We start from the raw sequence: 16,808 nt of genomic DNA on the forward strand, positions 1-16,808 counted from the left end.
CCAATGTGGGGAATATAAAGTGTGACGGCTGTGGCAATAGCAGAGTCAATCTAATGTCTCGGTTCCAGTAGACCAGCCGAAGGCACTTGCGAAGCTAACATTAATCACCAGGCATTCTGGCAGATAATAGAATATTGACCAACGTGAGGTGAGTGGAATGGCTAAGTTTCTCATCGGAACGATTCCTGTGGTGGGGCATGTGAGTCCGGCCCTCTCGATCGCGCGTGAGTTAGTCAATCGAGGACACGAAGTTTGTTGGTATACAGGAAGTGCATTTCAGGCGAAAGTCGAGTCTACAGGAGCACGGTTTGCGCCGATCGCTTCTGGGCTTGATTATTCTTATCCAGAAAACGTCCCGCAGGACTGGACAACCCAACGCAATGCGCTACGCGGTGCCGCCCAACTCAAGTTTGACCTGAAGCACTTCTTTGTTGATGCCGCCGTGGGGCAGGTAAAAGACATGACGGCTATTTTGCAGGACTTTCCGGCAGATGTGCTGCTGACAGATTTTTGCTTTTTGGGCGCTGCCTGGATTCACGAACAAGGCGGGCCACCGTGGGCAGGATTTGGCATCTCCGCTCTGGCATTTAGCAGTCGCGATACAGCCCCGTTTGGTCTGGGACTCAAACCAGATGCCTCCCCCTTCGGGCAGTTTCGCAATCGGGGATTAAACTGGCTTGCTCAAGCGCTGCTGTTTCGAGAAGTGACGGCATACACGAATCAAGTTCGTGCCGACTTGGGGCTGCCTCACAGCACAACCCCTTTCTTTGACACCCTCTCACCTTTTTTGCACATCGCTGGAACAGTTCCAGAGTTTGAATATCCTCGTCGAGATTTACCTGCTCAAGTCCATTTTGTGGGGCCGCTACTTTCTTCAATTGCAACGGAGTTTACGTCCCCTGCCTGGTGGGATGATCTCAAAGGGAGCCAGCCTGTTGTTCATGTGACTCAAGGAACCGTTGCCACCGATCCAGACGTGTTAATCGTGCCAACCCTACGGGGACTTGCCCAGGAAGAAGTCTTGATTGTTGCGACTACAATTGGCAAAGCGATCGAGAGTATTGCGCCTGATGCAATTCCTGCCAATGCTCGAATCGAGTCGTTTATTCCTCATTCTGAGCTACTGCCCCATGTCGATGTGATGATTACAAATGGCGGATACAACGGTGTGCAGATGGCTTTGGCGGCGGGGGTGCCTTTAGTGGCGGCGGGACAATCAGAAGATAAGCCTGAAGTGTGTGCGCGAATTGAGTGGGCGGGTGTTGGAATTGATTTGAAAACAGGAAAGCCGACTCCTGAGCAGATTCGCGCTGCCGTGAAAAAGCTACTATCCGATCGTCGCTACCAGACTCGCGCTAAGGACTTTCAACGGGCAATTCGTCAGTATGATGCCCCCATGCTGGCGGCAACGCGACTAGAACAACTGGCAATCACGAAACAACCCGTCATTAGAACTGAATAAACCTGACTCTACTGTTTGCACGATGCCAGCCACACACTAAACCTGTAGGGACTCAATCCAGCTCTTTCGCTTCGTTAATTGAATTCTTCTGCCCCCCAAGCTGCCAATTCTGGCGGACTTTATGACTGTTCGAGCTACAAGTTCTTATCAATGAGCAGGCACATGATGAGCTGTCTCTGAGCCATTGCGCTCTGTCACGGGATTGCTAGTTCTTTGAATGCTTCCGTGAATCAGTTTTAATAAGTTCTTGCCGAGTATTTGGTCTAGTTGCTGTGGGGGCAATCCTAACAAACGAACCTTCTGTAACTCCAGACCCGGATGTAGCCACGGCCCATCTGACCCAAACAAAATCTTGTGAGTGCCCGCCCGCTTGATCGCTTGCACCAGATAGTCAAATCGGCGCACCCCAGACGTATCGGCATAGACATTAGGAAACCTGACAAGCTGGTCGATCACGCGCAGATGGGCACGCCAATCATCCCCAAAGCTACCCAGGTGAGGAATAATAAAGTTGACTTTGGGATATTGACTGGCTAGTAGATCCACTAAATCTGTCTCATTGGCAGGGTCGTAGAGCAGTGGTAGATTGAATGCTTGAGCCACTTCGCAGACTTCACGAGTCGCGGGTGCGTCATGGCGATGAACTTTGATGCCGCGAAAGTTCCATTGAGTCACGGCTTGATGCACCATTGGGTAAATGCGATCGCGGTCTCGTTCACAATGCACCATCGCAAAACCAATGTATCGCTTGGAATGTTGAGCAATGATTTGAGCCGTGTTGCGGTTGGCTTTCGCATAGTCGCTATGAAAAGGGGCAAAGATGACAGTGCGATCGATGCCTGCGGTTTTGGCACGACGCAGATAAGATTCCACGGGGGCATCAGTACTCCAGGGGCCCGTCAGTAGGTCGCCTTTTCCAGCATGACAGTGGCAATCGATAATCATACGCTGTATCCTGTAAAGTGAAAGTACCAGTTTTTTAGTCGAATCTATGACTGCAACAGTGTTTGCGACACCTGCTGAAATAGTTCACCTGTCGGGGATCAGGTGGCAGACCTATGAGGCGCTACTGGAGGAATTGAGCGATCGTCGTCTGCGACTAACCTATAACCGTGGCAATTTAGAAATTATGGCTCCCTCTCCAGAACACGAACTTGGTAAAGAAGTTCTGGGTCGTTTTGTCGAGACCTTAGCTGAAGAGTTAGAGGTGAAAATTCATCCACTTGGTTCTACTACGTTCAAACGACCTGAACTGAGTGGAGCCGAACCTGATAAATGTTTCTACATTCGTAACATCAATGCGGTTCGTGGTAAGCGACGGTTAGATCTTAAAGAAGATCCTGCACCGGACTTAGTGATTGAAGTTGATGTTACCAACAGTTCCAAAAATCGTCTTCAGGTTTATGCAGATTTAGGGGTCGCAGAAGTTTGGATTTATAACGGAGATTCGTTGGTGGTCAAACAACTACAGAACGGAACCTACATCACCTCCCCGGAAAGTCAATTTTTTCTAAATCTGCCAATTTCAGACATCGCTGTATTTTTACAACAAGCCGAAACGATCGATTACCTGGAACTCGTGAAAGTTTTTCGCAAATGGGTGAGAACTCAAATTGAGCATTAGCGGTTCAACTGTTGTCTGAGATCTCGAATTGCGGCACTGGTGTTGCGATCGTAGGCAATCTGAACACAACGGGCGATCGTGCTTTCGAGGTCGATGTTTGGGAAATAGCGGCTCTGGGTTTGCAGTTGATAGGTTGAGTTCTGCAACTGATAAGTCAACAGTTTTTGCTGCTTGAATAGCCAGACTTCTGGAACTCGGTAGGGCAAATAATCGTTGATCTCAGAGTAGCTAGTCACATCAATTTCGATTACCAAATCGGGAGGCGGATCGGTTTGCCAGTCAATGCGCTTTTTGCCTGACACGGCTTGCCAATTGTCGATGTAGAAACAGTAGTCTGGCTCAATCCCGCTCTCTTCTGGTAAGGTCATTGTGACGGGAGTAAAGGCATCGTATTCGCGATCGTCGTCATCCAGCAGAACTTTCACAACATCAGCAACAAGATTGGCATCTCGACCGTGGATGGGCAAGGGCGACATTAGCGAGACTTCTCCATTGTGATACTTGATGCGAGGAATCGCTCCATCACCGCGCTGCTGGCAAAGTTTTTGGTAGTCTTGCCACGTTGCCGGAAGCCGCAAGACCGTCCCTGCGGGAAGTTGAATTTTTTCGGGTGAGACGAGGACGTACATCGTTAAAAGTCCTTCTGCTGCCAGTCATTGTCATCATAGCGTGGGTGAGCGATCGCCCCCAATTCTGGCGTTGCTGATTGGAGGGATGAATCTGTGGGAAGTGTCCATCTTTTCGCCCCCTAAATCCCCCAAAAATGGGGGACTTTGAACCTTGGGTTTCCCGCCGCTTTGGGGCAATTCATCCCCTGATTCAGCAACGCCTCTAAGTCAAGTTGACTGTGGAAGGAGCGATCGTAGAAAGCGTGAGTGATGAGTTGCCAATAAATACGCAACGCTTACGACACCTATTCCTCTAACAAATCTTACCGCAGAATCCATTACCGCTATAGATAGACGGAATGGTGGCAAGTCGCCGACCTTTGGGATGCTTGTTTGAGTATTCACACCAACGGCACTGTTGACCCGCACAGACGCTGACCGGATGCCCAAACACTCTGGGATTGTCTAATTGAGCAGCGAGATGGTTAAAGAGATCACGGGCAAAATTGACTGAATCTTGACCACAGTTAACGGCAGTGTTGCAGCCATGCAGAACAAATACAACATCTTGCGCTAAGACTGCGGTTGGAATCTGAGAAACACTGCGGCCTCCTGATTGGATGGTTGCACAAGTGCTGCGGGCTGAGTCTCGATACAGTCCTACACAGTCTCCATCGCCAATGATTCCTTCGGGATAGGAGTGGCTGAAAATGTGAACTTCTTTGAGGCGTTGATTGAGGCAGCGAAAGGTTTCATTGATGGCTCTAATGATGTCTTCGCCTGTGCGGTAGGGAGTTGCGCCGATCGTCCCACAAGCATTGGTTGCAGTTGGGTTGGCGATCGCGCTAATTCGCTTTGCCCAACGGCCCGCCTGATTGGAGAAAAATCCACTGGACTTGTTGCCTTGTTGATAGAGACAGAGGCTGGCTTTTGGGGTTGCCTTTTTGGATGTGGACTCAAACAATTCGGCTTCATAGGCTGGCATTTCTAGCGCGGCTGAAGGCACTCCGCATCTGGGTTCGGTAGTCCGAGTTGTAAACAATCGATCGAGCCGACTCAGGGTGTTTTTGCCGACAATGCCATCTGGTTTTAGTCCGTATCTCTGTTGAAATTTGCGAACCGTAGCAGTTGTTTCCGCTCCATAGATGCCGTCAGGGGTGCCCCGTCGTCGAGTTGAAATGGGCATGGGAAACTTCAAATCAATCAGAGCTTGTTGAAGAATTTGTACCGCCTGTCCTCGTTCTCCTGGCCGCATCGGGGGCTTGTTGTTGGCGGCAGCTTGGAGGCGTGCGTTGTTGCGAAATCGAGGTGAGCGAAGGCCGACGGGTAAGGCTTCCCATTCGGTGAGTTGCTCAAAGTTTCTGTTGAGTCCGTTGTAGTGAGAAGCGCTTTCTAGATTAAAGGGCACTTCAAACAGCCATTGTTGCTGGTTCATGGTCAGAGCCTTGGTTATTCAAAGAAATTTTATTGTGGAGGCGTGAGGTGTAGATACCAAATTGATCTTTGAGTGCTACAGATCTTGGAGAGCAACCTAAATTCCCCCCAAGTGGGAGACTTTAAGCCAAAAAAGTATCGGATTCTCAAAGTCCCCCAGACTGGGGGATTTAGGGGGCGAAGGATCTGTAGCATTAACAAATTGATTGGGTATGAGAGAACTAAAAACGGTCAGAAACCATAGATTGACTTATGAGGAATGAGGGTGCGATCGTTCTCCAGTTCTCACGACTCGGCAAAAGTTGGACGCGAATCATGCAGTTCTGAACACGAATTTTTGAGTTCTGAACACGAATTGTTGAGTTTTGATCTCGAAAGTTGCAGTTCTGAACGTGAATTATCCAGTTCTCAACTTAAAAGATGGAGTTCTGAACTTAAACGATGCAGGTTAGAGGTCAAAGACTCCGCTTCTGAACTTGAATGTCGTCGATCAACGCTCAAATCATGCAGTTCTGATGTCAAATTTTTGAGTTCTGATCTTGAAAGTTGCAGTTCCGAACACGAATTATCCAGTTCTCAACTTAAAAGATGGAGTTCTGAACTGGAATGTCGTCGATCGAACCTCAAATACCCATGCTCTGAGGCTCAATCTTCGATTGTTGAACTTGACCGTTTGAGTTTGGCTGTCTGAGGCTACCCCACAATTCGCGGAGCGGGCATCCTGCCATTCGATCGCCCCATCGCTGGATTGTGACGCATTCCATTAGGAGGCGCTCCGGGTGCATAGACTTGACGCGGCGGCGGTGTAGGACGGCTCATCCGCATTCCTTCTTCACTAGAAATCCATTCCTCGGTGTACTCTGCAATCCGCAGTAGCAAGGCTTCAAACTCGGTGCGGTTCTTCTGAAGTACAAACGGCTCTGCTAACCAACGAATCACTTCTCGTCCCGCGACGGCCATGCGGTTCATCGTGCTGGCGTGAACAGATTCCTGGAAATATTGCCAGAGGACGAGTTCGATCAGTTCCCAGGCGTTGTCTGCCCCAAACTGAGCGCGCACATCGGGCGATTCCAGCACTTTAAAGCATTCCGCCAGCGCCTGACTGGTCTCCACCCGCAGCACATTGATGTAGCCGTAGGAAGAATTTTTCAGGTTGTTTCGCAGATCCAATCCGGCTCGCCGAACGATCGCGATCGACCCAAAAGTCGGATCAGTTGCCCGTTCGCGAATGACTTCACTGACTCGCTTATCGCGCCAATATTTCGCCGCTTCGCCAATAAAGTGTGTAAACAATCCGTGAAACTGAGGATTTGGACGCGCACCAGGGCCAGGATTTGTCGTCGTGTAGCCAAAGACGCGCCGATAAGCCCGCATCCGTTCTTGTTTGTGGTAGCGCAGAATGTTGTGCTTGTCGAATCGGTAGAGACCATAAGCCCCTTCACCGCTCGAAATTCGCAAAGTTCCGGCTCGAAACAGTTCTTGTAGTTTGTCGATGACGCGGAAAACGCCTAACCGTTCGTGCATATAGATGTAATAGAGGTCGGCACTGGCTAGAATGCGCTCGCTTCTCACCGTGTCGTCATAGTCGATTACGCCGCTAGAAATTTGAGCTTCTCCCAGGTCGGTTGTGCTGTCTTTGCCCAAACCAATGAGATCCGCTAGTCCGCCATCGGCTGGAGAAGCTTTGCCTGATTGTGATTCCTCATATTTTTGTAGTTGGTCATCCACCATCCGATTTAGCACTTCTGCTAGCTGCGGATTGGCGACCAGTTCGGGGCCGAGTTGCTCGATCGTATTTTGCAGCAGGGCTGCCACCTGGTCATTGCGGCGATCGTAGTCGCGTGCTTTCATGATTCGCTTCCTCTCAAAGTTAGTCAATAGATTTAGCCAATGGGTCTGGTCGGTGTGATGGGTGACGCAGACGACACGCTACCCACGCCCAGATCTGCCAGCGTATCGAGTTGAAACACAAGCTCACTCAAGGTTTGCTGTACGCGCTCAAAGGACAAGACTCTGCCCAGCAGCTTGGTTTGATTGCGCTTGTTGAAGACACCACCATTCGATAAGTTGTTTACATCAGGCGTGATGGCATAAAGCACAGAGGCGATCGTCCAGAACAGCGTGTCTGCTTGATCAGTGACAAAATCTAAGCCAAACTGTCCCGATGTAGACAACAGAGAAGGCGCTTCGAGGGTTGTAAAGCGATCGACCCATTCATCAAAGTCATTGACCGTAATGTTGGGTAAGGCAAAGTTAGCGGTGATGGTCAAATTCGTGCCGTTGTTGCCGCTGCTGATCGTTACAGAACCGGGGGATTCTAACGTGTCAAACAGGGCCGCATCCGATCGCCGTTCGCTTTCGGTAAAGCCGACTGAATCCATTGCAGACATCAAACTCGCATTACTATCACTGATCACCGGGAGCATAATGCTGGCGCGGGAGAGTCGTTCGCTGTATCGTCCGGTGACTTGAGTCTCGATCGAGGTCGTAATGTCATACTCAACCCAGATTCGTCTCAAGGTATCCACGTAATTAATCAACAGTTCAAATCCAGCAATCTGAGTTTCGTCCCCCAGTGTCACAGGCAGCACCGCCTCGACTTGACCATTGCGATTGATCAAGCGGGCTTTTTCACCAAACTTAAGTAGAGAGCCGCCGATTAGCCGATTGCCCCCACTCTCACTGCCTACAGGACTTTTGACACTCAGCGTATTGAGGTAAGTTTCTACTCGCTGTTTGCGCGGTTCGTCTAAGCGACCAAACTCATCGACTAGCGTGCGAATTTGAGACTGGATGAGCGATCGCAGGGCCTCAACCGCATCCACATCCGCCGTCGGATCAAAAGACGTTAATCCTTCCAGCACTTTCAGCGCATCCTGCCCAATAATGCTGCCTTGACGATATAAATTGGCTTGCGCGACCGAAAGCTGACCCGTCATGCCGTTTAGCTCATTGGGGTTGTAGAGCGAGACTAGACTGCGGGCTGGAGTCATCATCACCTGACCATTCTTGGCAGTCGGAAAGGCACTGTTCAACGCGCTGATGAATCCATCTGAGCCACGACCGGGGGCGCGTCCTAACACCTGCGTCAGGGCCCGCTCGACTTGCTGCGATAGACCGTTGGCGGCACTGGAGGCCGTCGATCGCGCAGAACCATTGTCATAAACTGTGGTTTCGTTGCCAGCAGAATGACTCAAAATCCGAGTAATCTGTGACAGTTGTTCGGCTACCGGATTGTCGGTAAGGGTGGGTTGAGCAAACAGAAATTGATCAATGAAAGTTTGTCGAAGTTGCTGTAATTGTTCAGCCGTAAAAGGACTGGTCTGACCAGCCGTGACTAGATAGGGAAATGTCATCGTGACTACCTCGTGTGATCTAGGGAGGAGGGAGGAGAGAGGAGGAAGGAGGAGGGAGGAGGTTCTAGATCTGTTGTTGGAAAATCTAGCGCCGTCCTAACATGCGGTAAAAGTTGTCTGTAATGGCTTGGGGGGTGGCAAGTTGCTGATCTATCGCGAACCGAGCCGCACTTACCATCAGCCGGACGGGAATGGCTCCTGGATCGCTGCCTGCTGCCAACCGTCGTCCGGCCTGTTCGATTAGATCCAGTTGCGCGGGCGTAAAGTCAATCACCTGCGCCATCGACTTGTTGCCAAACTGAGCATAGGGCTGAAATACCAGCGTATCCACAACCATTTCCGCAGCCGGGTAGAAGGTTTTCATGAAAAAGGGCGGAATCTGATCGGGTGTAATCCGGGGATAGAGGCGCTGCCAGACGCGGGCCAGATCGGAGGCTAGTCGATCGAAGCCCAATCGCCGTAGCAAAATTAGATTGATCAACACGCGCAAATAGGGCGTAGGATGAACCGCCTCAGCACTAAACTGCAACGTACTGGCAGGCGATCGCCCCACCACATCCATGAGCGACTCAACCGCAGCCGTTCCCCCCAACATCAGCGCAAACATATCGGCCATCGTTTCTTTGTGCCACCGCGCCCACACCTGCGCCACCTCTGGAGAAAATCGTCCTTCTGTCGTCAGACGTTGAAACAGTCGGACTGGAATGACTTCCCATAGCCCCAAATCTGCTTGTAAATTGTGAGACACTTCATGCAAAACGCTGGAGAGCGCCCACACATTGTCTAATCGGTGCTGCGGCAGCATAATCAAGGGAAACAGGTTGGAATTGTAGCGCAGCTTTTGTAAAGGAACCCCCCGTCGAAAGGTCGCCGGACTAAAGCCACTGTTGGCATAGCTAAAGGGCAACAAACTGGGCATGGGTTGCGCCGTACCTAGCCCCACATAGACTTTTTCGTAACAGTTGATGGCAATGCGATCGATGGCTCTCAACCGCTCCCCAAACGAAGACAGCCGCTGCACAAATAAATCAAAGTAGAAGTCCCAAATGCCTTCAAGGTAGAGCACCTGATTACTCACGGTCTCTTTGCGTTCTAGCAGCACTCGAAAGCGATCGCCCGTAGGGTCTCGACGAGCCGCACTTGCTGCCGCTTCTACCCAGCGCGTTTTCTCAATCAACTGCACCCGAAAGCGATCGACAAAGCGATTGACGGCTTCGATGTGGGCTTCGCTAGGAGCAATGGGGCCCGTCCCAAATTCGTCTTTGGCAAAGGGCCGCAGTGACTTGGCATGGCGGACTAGATTGAGCGATTGAATGTTGAGCCAGTTGTCGAGTAAGCGTTGTTCGCCGATCGAGCTTGATTTTGCAGGCTGAGTCGTCAAACTCGGCTGCGGGGAAGCGGCTGAAATCATCGTCCTTTCTCCTACGGGTGATTAGCGACCTGCACAGGTTGGGCAACTGGCGCTGGCTGCTCGACGCGGATTCATCGGATTGCGGGCGCTGGAGGGCGCTGTTTTTTGACGCACCGCCAGATTTTGAGTGATCGCTTTTTGCAGCTTTTGGGGATTGGTCATCACTTGCTGAGTGGCCGCCGCCATTGCTTTTAGGGCTGTGGCACTGTTGATGGGTTGACCTGCACGAGCCGCCGATTTGAGCGTTGCGATCGCCGTTCGATCCATTGCGGGCACGGCTCGAAGAATTTGTTTCCCCGCCGTTCCTTGTTGGTTCAACAGGCGAGAACGCCGAGCGCTGGCTTGTGCCATTGTGGCAACCACGGGACGCAGGGCCCGCTTACCGCCCATGATCGAAATCGTAATCGGTAGAGTGGCCGCAATCATGGATTCAGCTTCGGCTTCGGTGGTTGCTTCCGCTGCTTGAGCCGCCATAAATTCCGTTAGCGCTGCTTCGTAAGCGACTTCGCTCGTGCCAATTTCGGCTTCAAACTCGTTGTTGCCAAAAAATTCGGCTTCCATTTGGGATGCTTCCATTTCGCCTTCTCGCAGCATGGCGCTGGTGAGTTTGCCCGCTAGAGGAGCCGCGATCGCCCCAACTCCAGGAATCAGACTGGTCAGCGATCGCACCACACTGGGCGCAAATCTTTTTGCAAGCGGCAACACATTCTTTTTAAGAAAGCGACCGATTTTTTTGAAGAAGTATTCGCCTTCTTGCTCATATTCTGGGTTTGCGTAACCTTGATGATAGTGGTTCGTTTCCTGCTGTTCCCATTCGTCCTCAAACTCTGGGTTGGCGTAGCCTTGACTGTGATTCGCGGCTTCGTGCTGTTCCCACTCATTTTCAAACTCAGAATTGGAGTAAGGATTCGCTTCCTGCTGTTCCCATTCAAACTCAGAATTGGTGTAGGGGTTCGTTTCCTGCTGTTCCCACTCGTTTTCAAACTCAGGATTTGAGTAAGGGTTTGCTTCATAGGAAGCAGGTGATTCAAACATTGCTTGACTTTGCATAGTCATGAGAAGTCTCCTGACAGTAATAGTGCTATCAAATTCAACAACGGACTATTTAATTGGTCGATCGCCCGTCTTAGCTAGGTGAAGTAGAGACAGTGATTAGAGGATGGAGTTCTGCATATTCCATTAACTGACCCTCAGTATGTCTTTCACCGAGTCAAGAAGGGTATCCCAAAACAGGTCGGTTCTTAAGTTCTGAATCAGTAACCAAAGAACTTGATGTACTTGAAGAATTAGGAAACTCTTCACCACAAGAATGACTTTCTACTCTAGCGATCGCTATTACCCATCAGGGTGCTTCTCAAGGTGTAGAACGATGAATTTTTACAACGTTGTGGAGTTACATTATGTTGAGCGTCGTTACCTCTCAATCTTTCTCAATGCTCACAGTTAGTCAAATTCTTAAACGGGTCGCTTAAGCGCGTTTCACAATTGGGCACTCTGAAGGGGTTCTTTACCCAACCAAGCGCCTGACTATGCCTAAAAATGCAGCGCCCATTATTCTAAGTTTGGCCTACATTCTAGGATTGCTGGCGACGGCTGTTCCTTGGGGTGGCGTAGGAGTGCTGATTTTGGGCGGAATCGCGGCGATCGCCCTACCTCGATTCTGGAAGGGTAAACTCAGTCCCACAATTTGGATTGCAGCAGGCCTTGTCGGGTTGGTTGCCAGCCTTTATTTTCAAATTCGACTTCCTCAACCGGGGGCGTTTGATATTAGTCGCCTGGTGCCAACAATCGCAGAAAAACAAACCGTCACCGCATCAGGAATCATTACCGAAACGCCCCGCCTGACTCGAAGCGGCAACGCTCAACTTTGGCTAGACGTGAATCGCGTCGATGGTGCCAATTCAAAAATTGCGCCCGATCGCTTCCGAGGAAATCTCTACGCAACGGTGCCCCTACTTCAAGCAACGGGACTACACCCCGGACAAACGATCGCCCTCACAGGCTCCCTTTACAAGCCAAAACCTGCGACGAATCCCGGTGGCTTTGACTTTGAGGCGTACTTGGCGCAGTCAGGCTGTTTTGCAGGACTCAAAGGGCAATCGCTGGAAGTGGTCAAGGCTGGCAATCCCTGGGGCTGGTGGGTGATTCGGCAGAAGATTTTACGATCGCAGATCGCTTGGCTCGGTAGTCCAGAAGGTCAACTGGTCAGTGCGATGGTGTTGGGTGGTCGAGTGGTTGATTTGCCGTTTGATGTCAAAGATCAATTTATTCGTATTGGATTGTGTCACGCCCTTGCCGCTTCTGGGTTTCAGGTTTCTCTCATCTTAGGGGTCGTTTTGGAGCTGACCAAACGATTCTCAGAGCGCATTCAAGTCGGGTGTGGTGCATTTGCACTCCTGATCTTTTTGGGATTAACAGGATTACAGCCTGCCGTTCTTAGGGCCGTGATCATGGGCGGTGGTTTATTAATCGGACTTGCAACAAAACGTCGAGTCAAACCACTCAGCGGACTGTTATTCGCCGCCATGATTTTGGTATTAGCTAACCCCATCTGGATCTGGGATCTGGGGTTTCAACTCAGCTTTCTAGCGACGATGGGCTTACAAATCACGGTTTCACCCCTGGTCAAACGACTGGACTGGTTGCCGACAATGATCGCCACGTTGATCGCGATTCCGATCGCTGCCTACATCTGGACGTTGCCGCTGCTACTCTATGTGTTTGGCGTGGTTTCTCCCTACAGCATTCTTGCCAATATTATCGTCACGCCTCTGATCTCAATCATTAGTATTGGTGGAATGATTAGTGCTCTACTCGCGCTGGCATCTCCGATCGCGGGCACTGTTTCCGCCTGGTTATTACACTATCCAACTTTTTGGCTGCTGACCATCGTCGATTTTTTCTGCCAACTTCCTGGGAATGCGATCGCCGTTGGTACGATTTCAGCCTTTTCTCTGATAGTTCTCTATAGTCTGATTGGCTTGCCCTGGCTGCGTCCCCAATTTCAGCGACACCTGTGGGTAATTGAATTGGCTGCGATCGCGCTCGTGTTTGTTCCCGCCTCTTATGCAAAAGCAACCTTATTTCAGGCAACCGTGTTAGCAACGTCTCAAGATCCTATTCTGGTGATCCAAGATCGAGGCAAAGTTGCCTTAGTCAGTAGTGGAGACGAAGCCACGGTGCGATCGACGCTCTTACCTTTTTTGCAAAAAGAAGGCATCAATGCGATCGACTGGGCCATCTCAACCCCCTCAACTCGTCGATCAAACAGCGGTTGGACAACCCTACTCGACCAGATGCCCGTCAGATCTTTTTACCAGACCGCACCCAATTCTCAACTGACCGACGCGATCGCTGCTCAAAAAGGACGCTACCTGCCTTTGTCCGTGGGACAGCGCATAAACCTTCAATCGACCTCTGTACAGCCCATCAGCCGCAATCCTGACATCCTTCAGCTACAAGTTGGCGATCAGCAGTGGCTGTGGCTCAAAGATTCGCTCAAAAATCAGCAGGTTGCTTCTGACGGTTTACAACGTCACTCGGTGTTGTGGTGGTCGGGTCAGGCGATCGAGTCCGATTGGGTAGAGAAATTGCATCCCAAAGTAGCGATCGCATATTCCCACCAGGTGGATCAAGAAACGGTCGATCGGCTCCAAACTCACCAGACGCGAGTCTACCAAACCCGCCAGGATGGAGCCATTCGCTGGACGGGCAAACGATTTGAGCAGACTTTAGGAATTCGTGAAACCGACGCTTCACCCTTGTAGTATGATTGGATAGGACGCTAACGCTCCTTGGAGAGGTGGCAGAGCGGTTGAATGCGACGCACTCGAAATGCGTTTTGGGGCAACTCAACGGGGGTTCGAATCCCCCCCTCTCCGTTGATTTCAGAGATTTTGACAGATCAGAGCTATGAATTAAATGGCCTGAAATTTCTCGTGAGAAAAGTGTTGTTAGGTAACACATCCAACGGATCAATCAGGCTTTATTTAATTCGCATCCTGAATTGTGACCTAAAGACCTGTGCATCAGTTTGAGGCGACAAAAAATATCTGACCCATGACCCACGATCGCGAGATGGGTAGTTTATTTAATTTCGCAGAATACTCAATCTCGATCGTGAGTATCCATTCACATCACTGATGCTACTGCCCCTGATCAGGAAGATCATTACTTGGACTGTGCTCCTCGCTCAGGGTTGAGCTTGTACTGGGCAGGATTTTCTTGGACTTTGATGTAATCCTGTCTTCGTAGCCCGTGAGAAAACATCAGCGCAACACTCTGGCGCGTTCTTGGCAACACCGACTCATCTAACGATCCAAAGAGCAACTGAATCATTTCATCGGTCGTAAAAACCTGATCAGGGGAAGCGATCAGCACCTGCTCCATTGCTTTGGCAGGGGTCAAATCTTTGAACTCGCGTTTGAGTTTGGGAGCTTCAAAGGGTTTGTCAGAGGAAGACTTGGCTTTGCCTTTTGGCTCAACAGACTTGACCTTGATGTTTGATTTGGTTTTTGCAGAGGAGGACGGGGCTTTGCCTGCTTTTTGGGTGTTAGCCGCTGTCTTACGGGGGACTCTCTTTTGGGTAGGTGCTTCTTCTGGTTCTGATGTAGCCTCTTCAACGAGAGACTCAACCACACTAGCCTGACTGCTTCCATTGCTGGCGCTATTATTAGGAGAAGCCACAGCCGCTCCCCCTAACAAAGCATTGATATGATCTAGGCTGCGATCGATGGCTGTCGTCGCCTGTTCGATCGCGGATTGCACGATAGCATCGCGCTCAGTCGTCAAACGCTCGCGTTGTTGTTCGAGGAGTTGTCTAAAGTCATCGGTTAGAACACTGGCTGACATTTTTGTTTCCTATGAGGTTAATGGTTTGATTGTATGTCCTGTGTGCGAAAATGGTGCAGTCTAATTCAATTAAGTTAGTTTCTATTCTAGTGATTTGATTGGGCGGTTTTATTGGGGGTCAAATCGATCGTGAGTGGTTCAGGTAGTCACATTTTTGTCCCGATCGTGATTAATCTACAGTTGCGTTCTTTTACTGGTACGGGTTGTACTTCAGAGTAATACAGACCCAATCCACCAGGGCTATGAGCCGCCTTATGAGAAATGGTGACTCGACTTGTCCGGTGATCTACTCGCACGATCGACCCTAAATCGTACAGTAACCTTGTTCTAGAATTGGTGAGTTCTAAAATTGTCGAGTTCTAGAATTGTCGAGTTCTAGAATGCACCGTGAAGTGGTGGTGTGAATTGCCTCAATGTCTCTCAATGCCCAAAACTGGCTTTACGTCCGGTTCCCTCCCTTTTTAAGGGAATTTAGGGGAGATTTGCCAGCTAGTAGCCGACTAGAGGGGTTTATTCGGGGGGTTTATTTGTGATCTCCTGGCAGTGAGACGATGATAGCGTAGAGTCGATCGAGGCTACTGGCTCAAATTCACACTAAAGGAGACGACTCTGTGAATCCGCAAAATTCTGACCTGTTTGAGAAGATTCGGCAGCAGTTTGATAGCTCACCTTATCCGAGAACGCCGATCGAGAAATCTCCCAAACAAGATGCCAATGCGCTCTATATCCATAATTTTGTTACGCCATTCTATCTGTATCATCAAAAACGCATTGACCCCCAGGAAATCGCCATTCTAGATGTCGGCTGTGGGACGGGCTACAACACGCTACTTCTAGCAGAAGCCAACCCTGGCGCAACGATCATCGGCATCGATCTCTCTCAACAATCAGTCGAACTAGCCCGCGAACGATTACGATTTCATGGCTTTACCGAGATTCAGTTTTATACGCTGCCCCTCAACGAGGTTTCTCAGCTAGGCATGAAGTTTGACTATATTAACTGTGACGAAGTGCTGTATTTGATGCCTGATCTCGTCCAAACTTTGCGGACGCTAAAAACCGCGCTCAAACCAAAAGGCATTCTGCGGGGCAATTTGCACAGTCTCTATCAACGACAAAACTTCTTTCGGGCGCAGCAGTTATTTACGGCGATGGGTTTGATGCAGCGCAATCCGGGAGAAATCGAGATTGGGGTTGTCCTTGAAACAATGAAGGCGATTAAGGAAGAAGCCCCCCTCAAACGGCAAACCTGGAACCCTCAGCAGGCGATCGACAGCCCGCAAGAGTATGTGTTGATGAACTATCTATTTCAAGGAGACAAGGGCTACACCATTCCTGAACTGTTTGCAGCGCTGCGGAGCGCCAATCTAGAATTTATCTGTATGGTCAATCAGCGCGATTGGGACTTGATGAGTGTCTTTCAAGAGCCTCAAGCGTTGCCAAAGGTGTGGGAATTGAGTCTGCCAGAATTGTCGATCGAAGACCGTCTTCAACTCTTTGAGCTAATTGCTCCGGTGCATCGTCTGCTCGATTTTTGGTGTGGGCAGGGTCAATCTGAGTTGTTTCAGCTTCCCCAAGCCTGGCCAATGGAGGTCTGGGAAACCGTACAGATTCACCTTCATCCTCAACTACAAACCGCGATCGTTAAAGCCAGTTTGATCGACGCGATCGGACAACAGCGATCGTTTAATCTCAGTCAATATTTATCTGCTGCGGCACCGTCTCAAGCTCAAGTGTTGTTGAGTCCCCATCTTGCTGCCGGCCTACTCCCTTTATGGGAAGCACCACAGTCGTTTCTAGCCCTGGTACAGCGCGTGTTGATGATTCGTCCTTGTGACCCGGCTACTTTAGAACCGACAAACCCCCAGCGAGCGGCTCAAGACTTGCGCGATGCTTTGGTTGGTTTGGAAATAAGCCTTCATGTTCTGTTAGAGCGGGGAAAAAATGAGGGATGAGGGAGGACGGAGGACGGAGGAGAAAAATCTATCGTTCTGCATTGATTGTTCTGCACTTAGGGCCTATCCGAAAACCATAAAATCTGTGAGATGATGAAGGCAAGCGA

At 50.1% G+C, this 16,808-nt stretch carries 12 protein-coding genes and 1 tRNA gene; 5 read left to right on the forward strand and 8 right to left on the reverse strand.

Annotated features, from left to right (window positions below):
• Positions 1-157 precede the first annotated feature (157 nt).
• The gene (locus tag ACJ2PR_RS23580) at positions 158-1,462 is read left to right on the forward strand and encodes a nucleotide disphospho-sugar-binding domain-containing protein (protein ID WP_446878779.1); all 1,305 of its coding nucleotides are present in this window, start codon (positions 158-160) and stop codon (positions 1,460-1,462) included.
• A 147-nt stretch (positions 1,463-1,609) separates the two neighbouring features.
• Here ACJ2PR_RS23580 and ACJ2PR_RS23585 read toward each other — a convergent pair whose 3' ends face one another.
• Positions 1,610-2,407 (reverse strand): amidohydrolase family protein, encoded by a 798-nt coding sequence (locus ACJ2PR_RS23585; protein WP_446878780.1) that lies wholly within the window; start codon positions 2,405-2,407, stop codon positions 1,610-1,612.
• Positions 2,408-2,453: 46 nt separating this feature from the next.
• Between ACJ2PR_RS23585 and ACJ2PR_RS23590 the strand changes: the two genes are divergently transcribed.
• The gene (locus ACJ2PR_RS23590; protein WP_446878781.1) at positions 2,454-3,086 is read left to right on the forward strand and encodes a Uma2 family endonuclease; all 633 of its coding nucleotides are present in this window, start codon (positions 2,454-2,456) and stop codon (positions 3,084-3,086) included.
• Here the strand turns inward: ACJ2PR_RS23590 and ACJ2PR_RS23595 are convergent.
• The 6 genes from ACJ2PR_RS23595 to ACJ2PR_RS23620 form a co-directional block, all read right to left on the reverse strand.
• Positions 3,083-3,715 carry a Uma2 family endonuclease gene (locus tag ACJ2PR_RS23595; protein ID WP_446878782.1) on the reverse strand — a complete coding sequence of 211 codons (633 nt, stop codon included), beginning with the start codon at positions 3,713-3,715 and terminating at the stop codon, positions 3,083-3,085. The genes ACJ2PR_RS23590 and ACJ2PR_RS23595 overlap by 4 nt on opposite strands.
• Positions 3,716-4,007: 292 nt before the next feature.
• Entirely contained in the window at positions 4,008-5,129 is a 1,122-nt protein-coding gene (locus ACJ2PR_RS23600) for a peptidoglycan-binding domain-containing protein (RefSeq protein WP_446878783.1), read from the reverse strand.
• 692 nt (positions 5,130-5,821) lie between these two features.
• Positions 5,822-6,979 (reverse strand): hypothetical protein, encoded by a 1,158-nt coding sequence (locus tag ACJ2PR_RS23605; RefSeq protein WP_446861679.1) that lies wholly within the window; start codon positions 6,977-6,979, stop codon positions 5,822-5,824.
• Between the two features lie 32 nt (positions 6,980-7,011).
• A complete protein-coding gene (locus ACJ2PR_RS23610; RefSeq protein WP_446868246.1) occupies positions 7,012-8,484 on the reverse strand; it encodes a hypothetical protein in 1,473 nt (490 codons plus the stop codon).
• Between the two features lie 85 nt (positions 8,485-8,569).
• A complete protein-coding gene (locus tag ACJ2PR_RS23615; RefSeq protein WP_446861677.1) occupies positions 8,570-9,895 on the reverse strand; it encodes a hypothetical protein in 1,326 nt (441 codons plus the stop codon).
• 21 nt (positions 9,896-9,916) lie between these two features.
• On the reverse strand, positions 9,917-10,951 hold the full coding sequence (locus tag ACJ2PR_RS23620; RefSeq protein ID WP_446878784.1) for a hypothetical protein: 1,035 nt from the start codon (positions 10,949-10,951) through the stop codon (positions 9,917-9,919).
• A gap of 473 nt (positions 10,952-11,424) precedes the next feature.
• Here ACJ2PR_RS23620 and ACJ2PR_RS23625 point away from each other — a divergent pair, with 473 nt between their 5' ends.
• Together ACJ2PR_RS23625 and ACJ2PR_RS23630 are read left to right on the forward strand one after the other, a co-directional pair.
• Entirely contained in the window at positions 11,425-13,662 is a 2,238-nt protein-coding gene (locus ACJ2PR_RS23625; protein WP_446878785.1) for a ComEC/Rec2 family competence protein, read from the forward strand.
• Positions 13,663-13,691: 29 nt separating this feature from the next.
• Positions 13,692-13,776, forward strand: a tRNA-Ser gene (locus ACJ2PR_RS23630).
• Between the two features lie 289 nt (positions 13,777-14,065).
• On the opposite strand, the gene ACJ2PR_RS23635 is transcribed toward ACJ2PR_RS23630, so the two are convergent.
• On the reverse strand, positions 14,066-14,746 hold the full coding sequence (locus tag ACJ2PR_RS23635; protein ID WP_446878786.1) for a hypothetical protein: 681 nt from the start codon (positions 14,744-14,746) through the stop codon (positions 14,066-14,068).
• Between the two features lie 611 nt (positions 14,747-15,357).
• On the opposite strand from ACJ2PR_RS23635, the gene ACJ2PR_RS23640 reads away from it, so the two are divergent.
• Positions 15,358-16,701, forward strand: coding sequence for a class I SAM-dependent methyltransferase (locus ACJ2PR_RS23640; RefSeq protein ID WP_446878787.1), 1,344 nt, complete (start codon positions 15,358-15,360; stop codon positions 16,699-16,701).
• The last annotated feature ends 107 nt before the right edge of the window (positions 16,702-16,808 follow it).

This window comes from Phormidesmis sp. 146-33 (genome assembly GCF_052939515.1).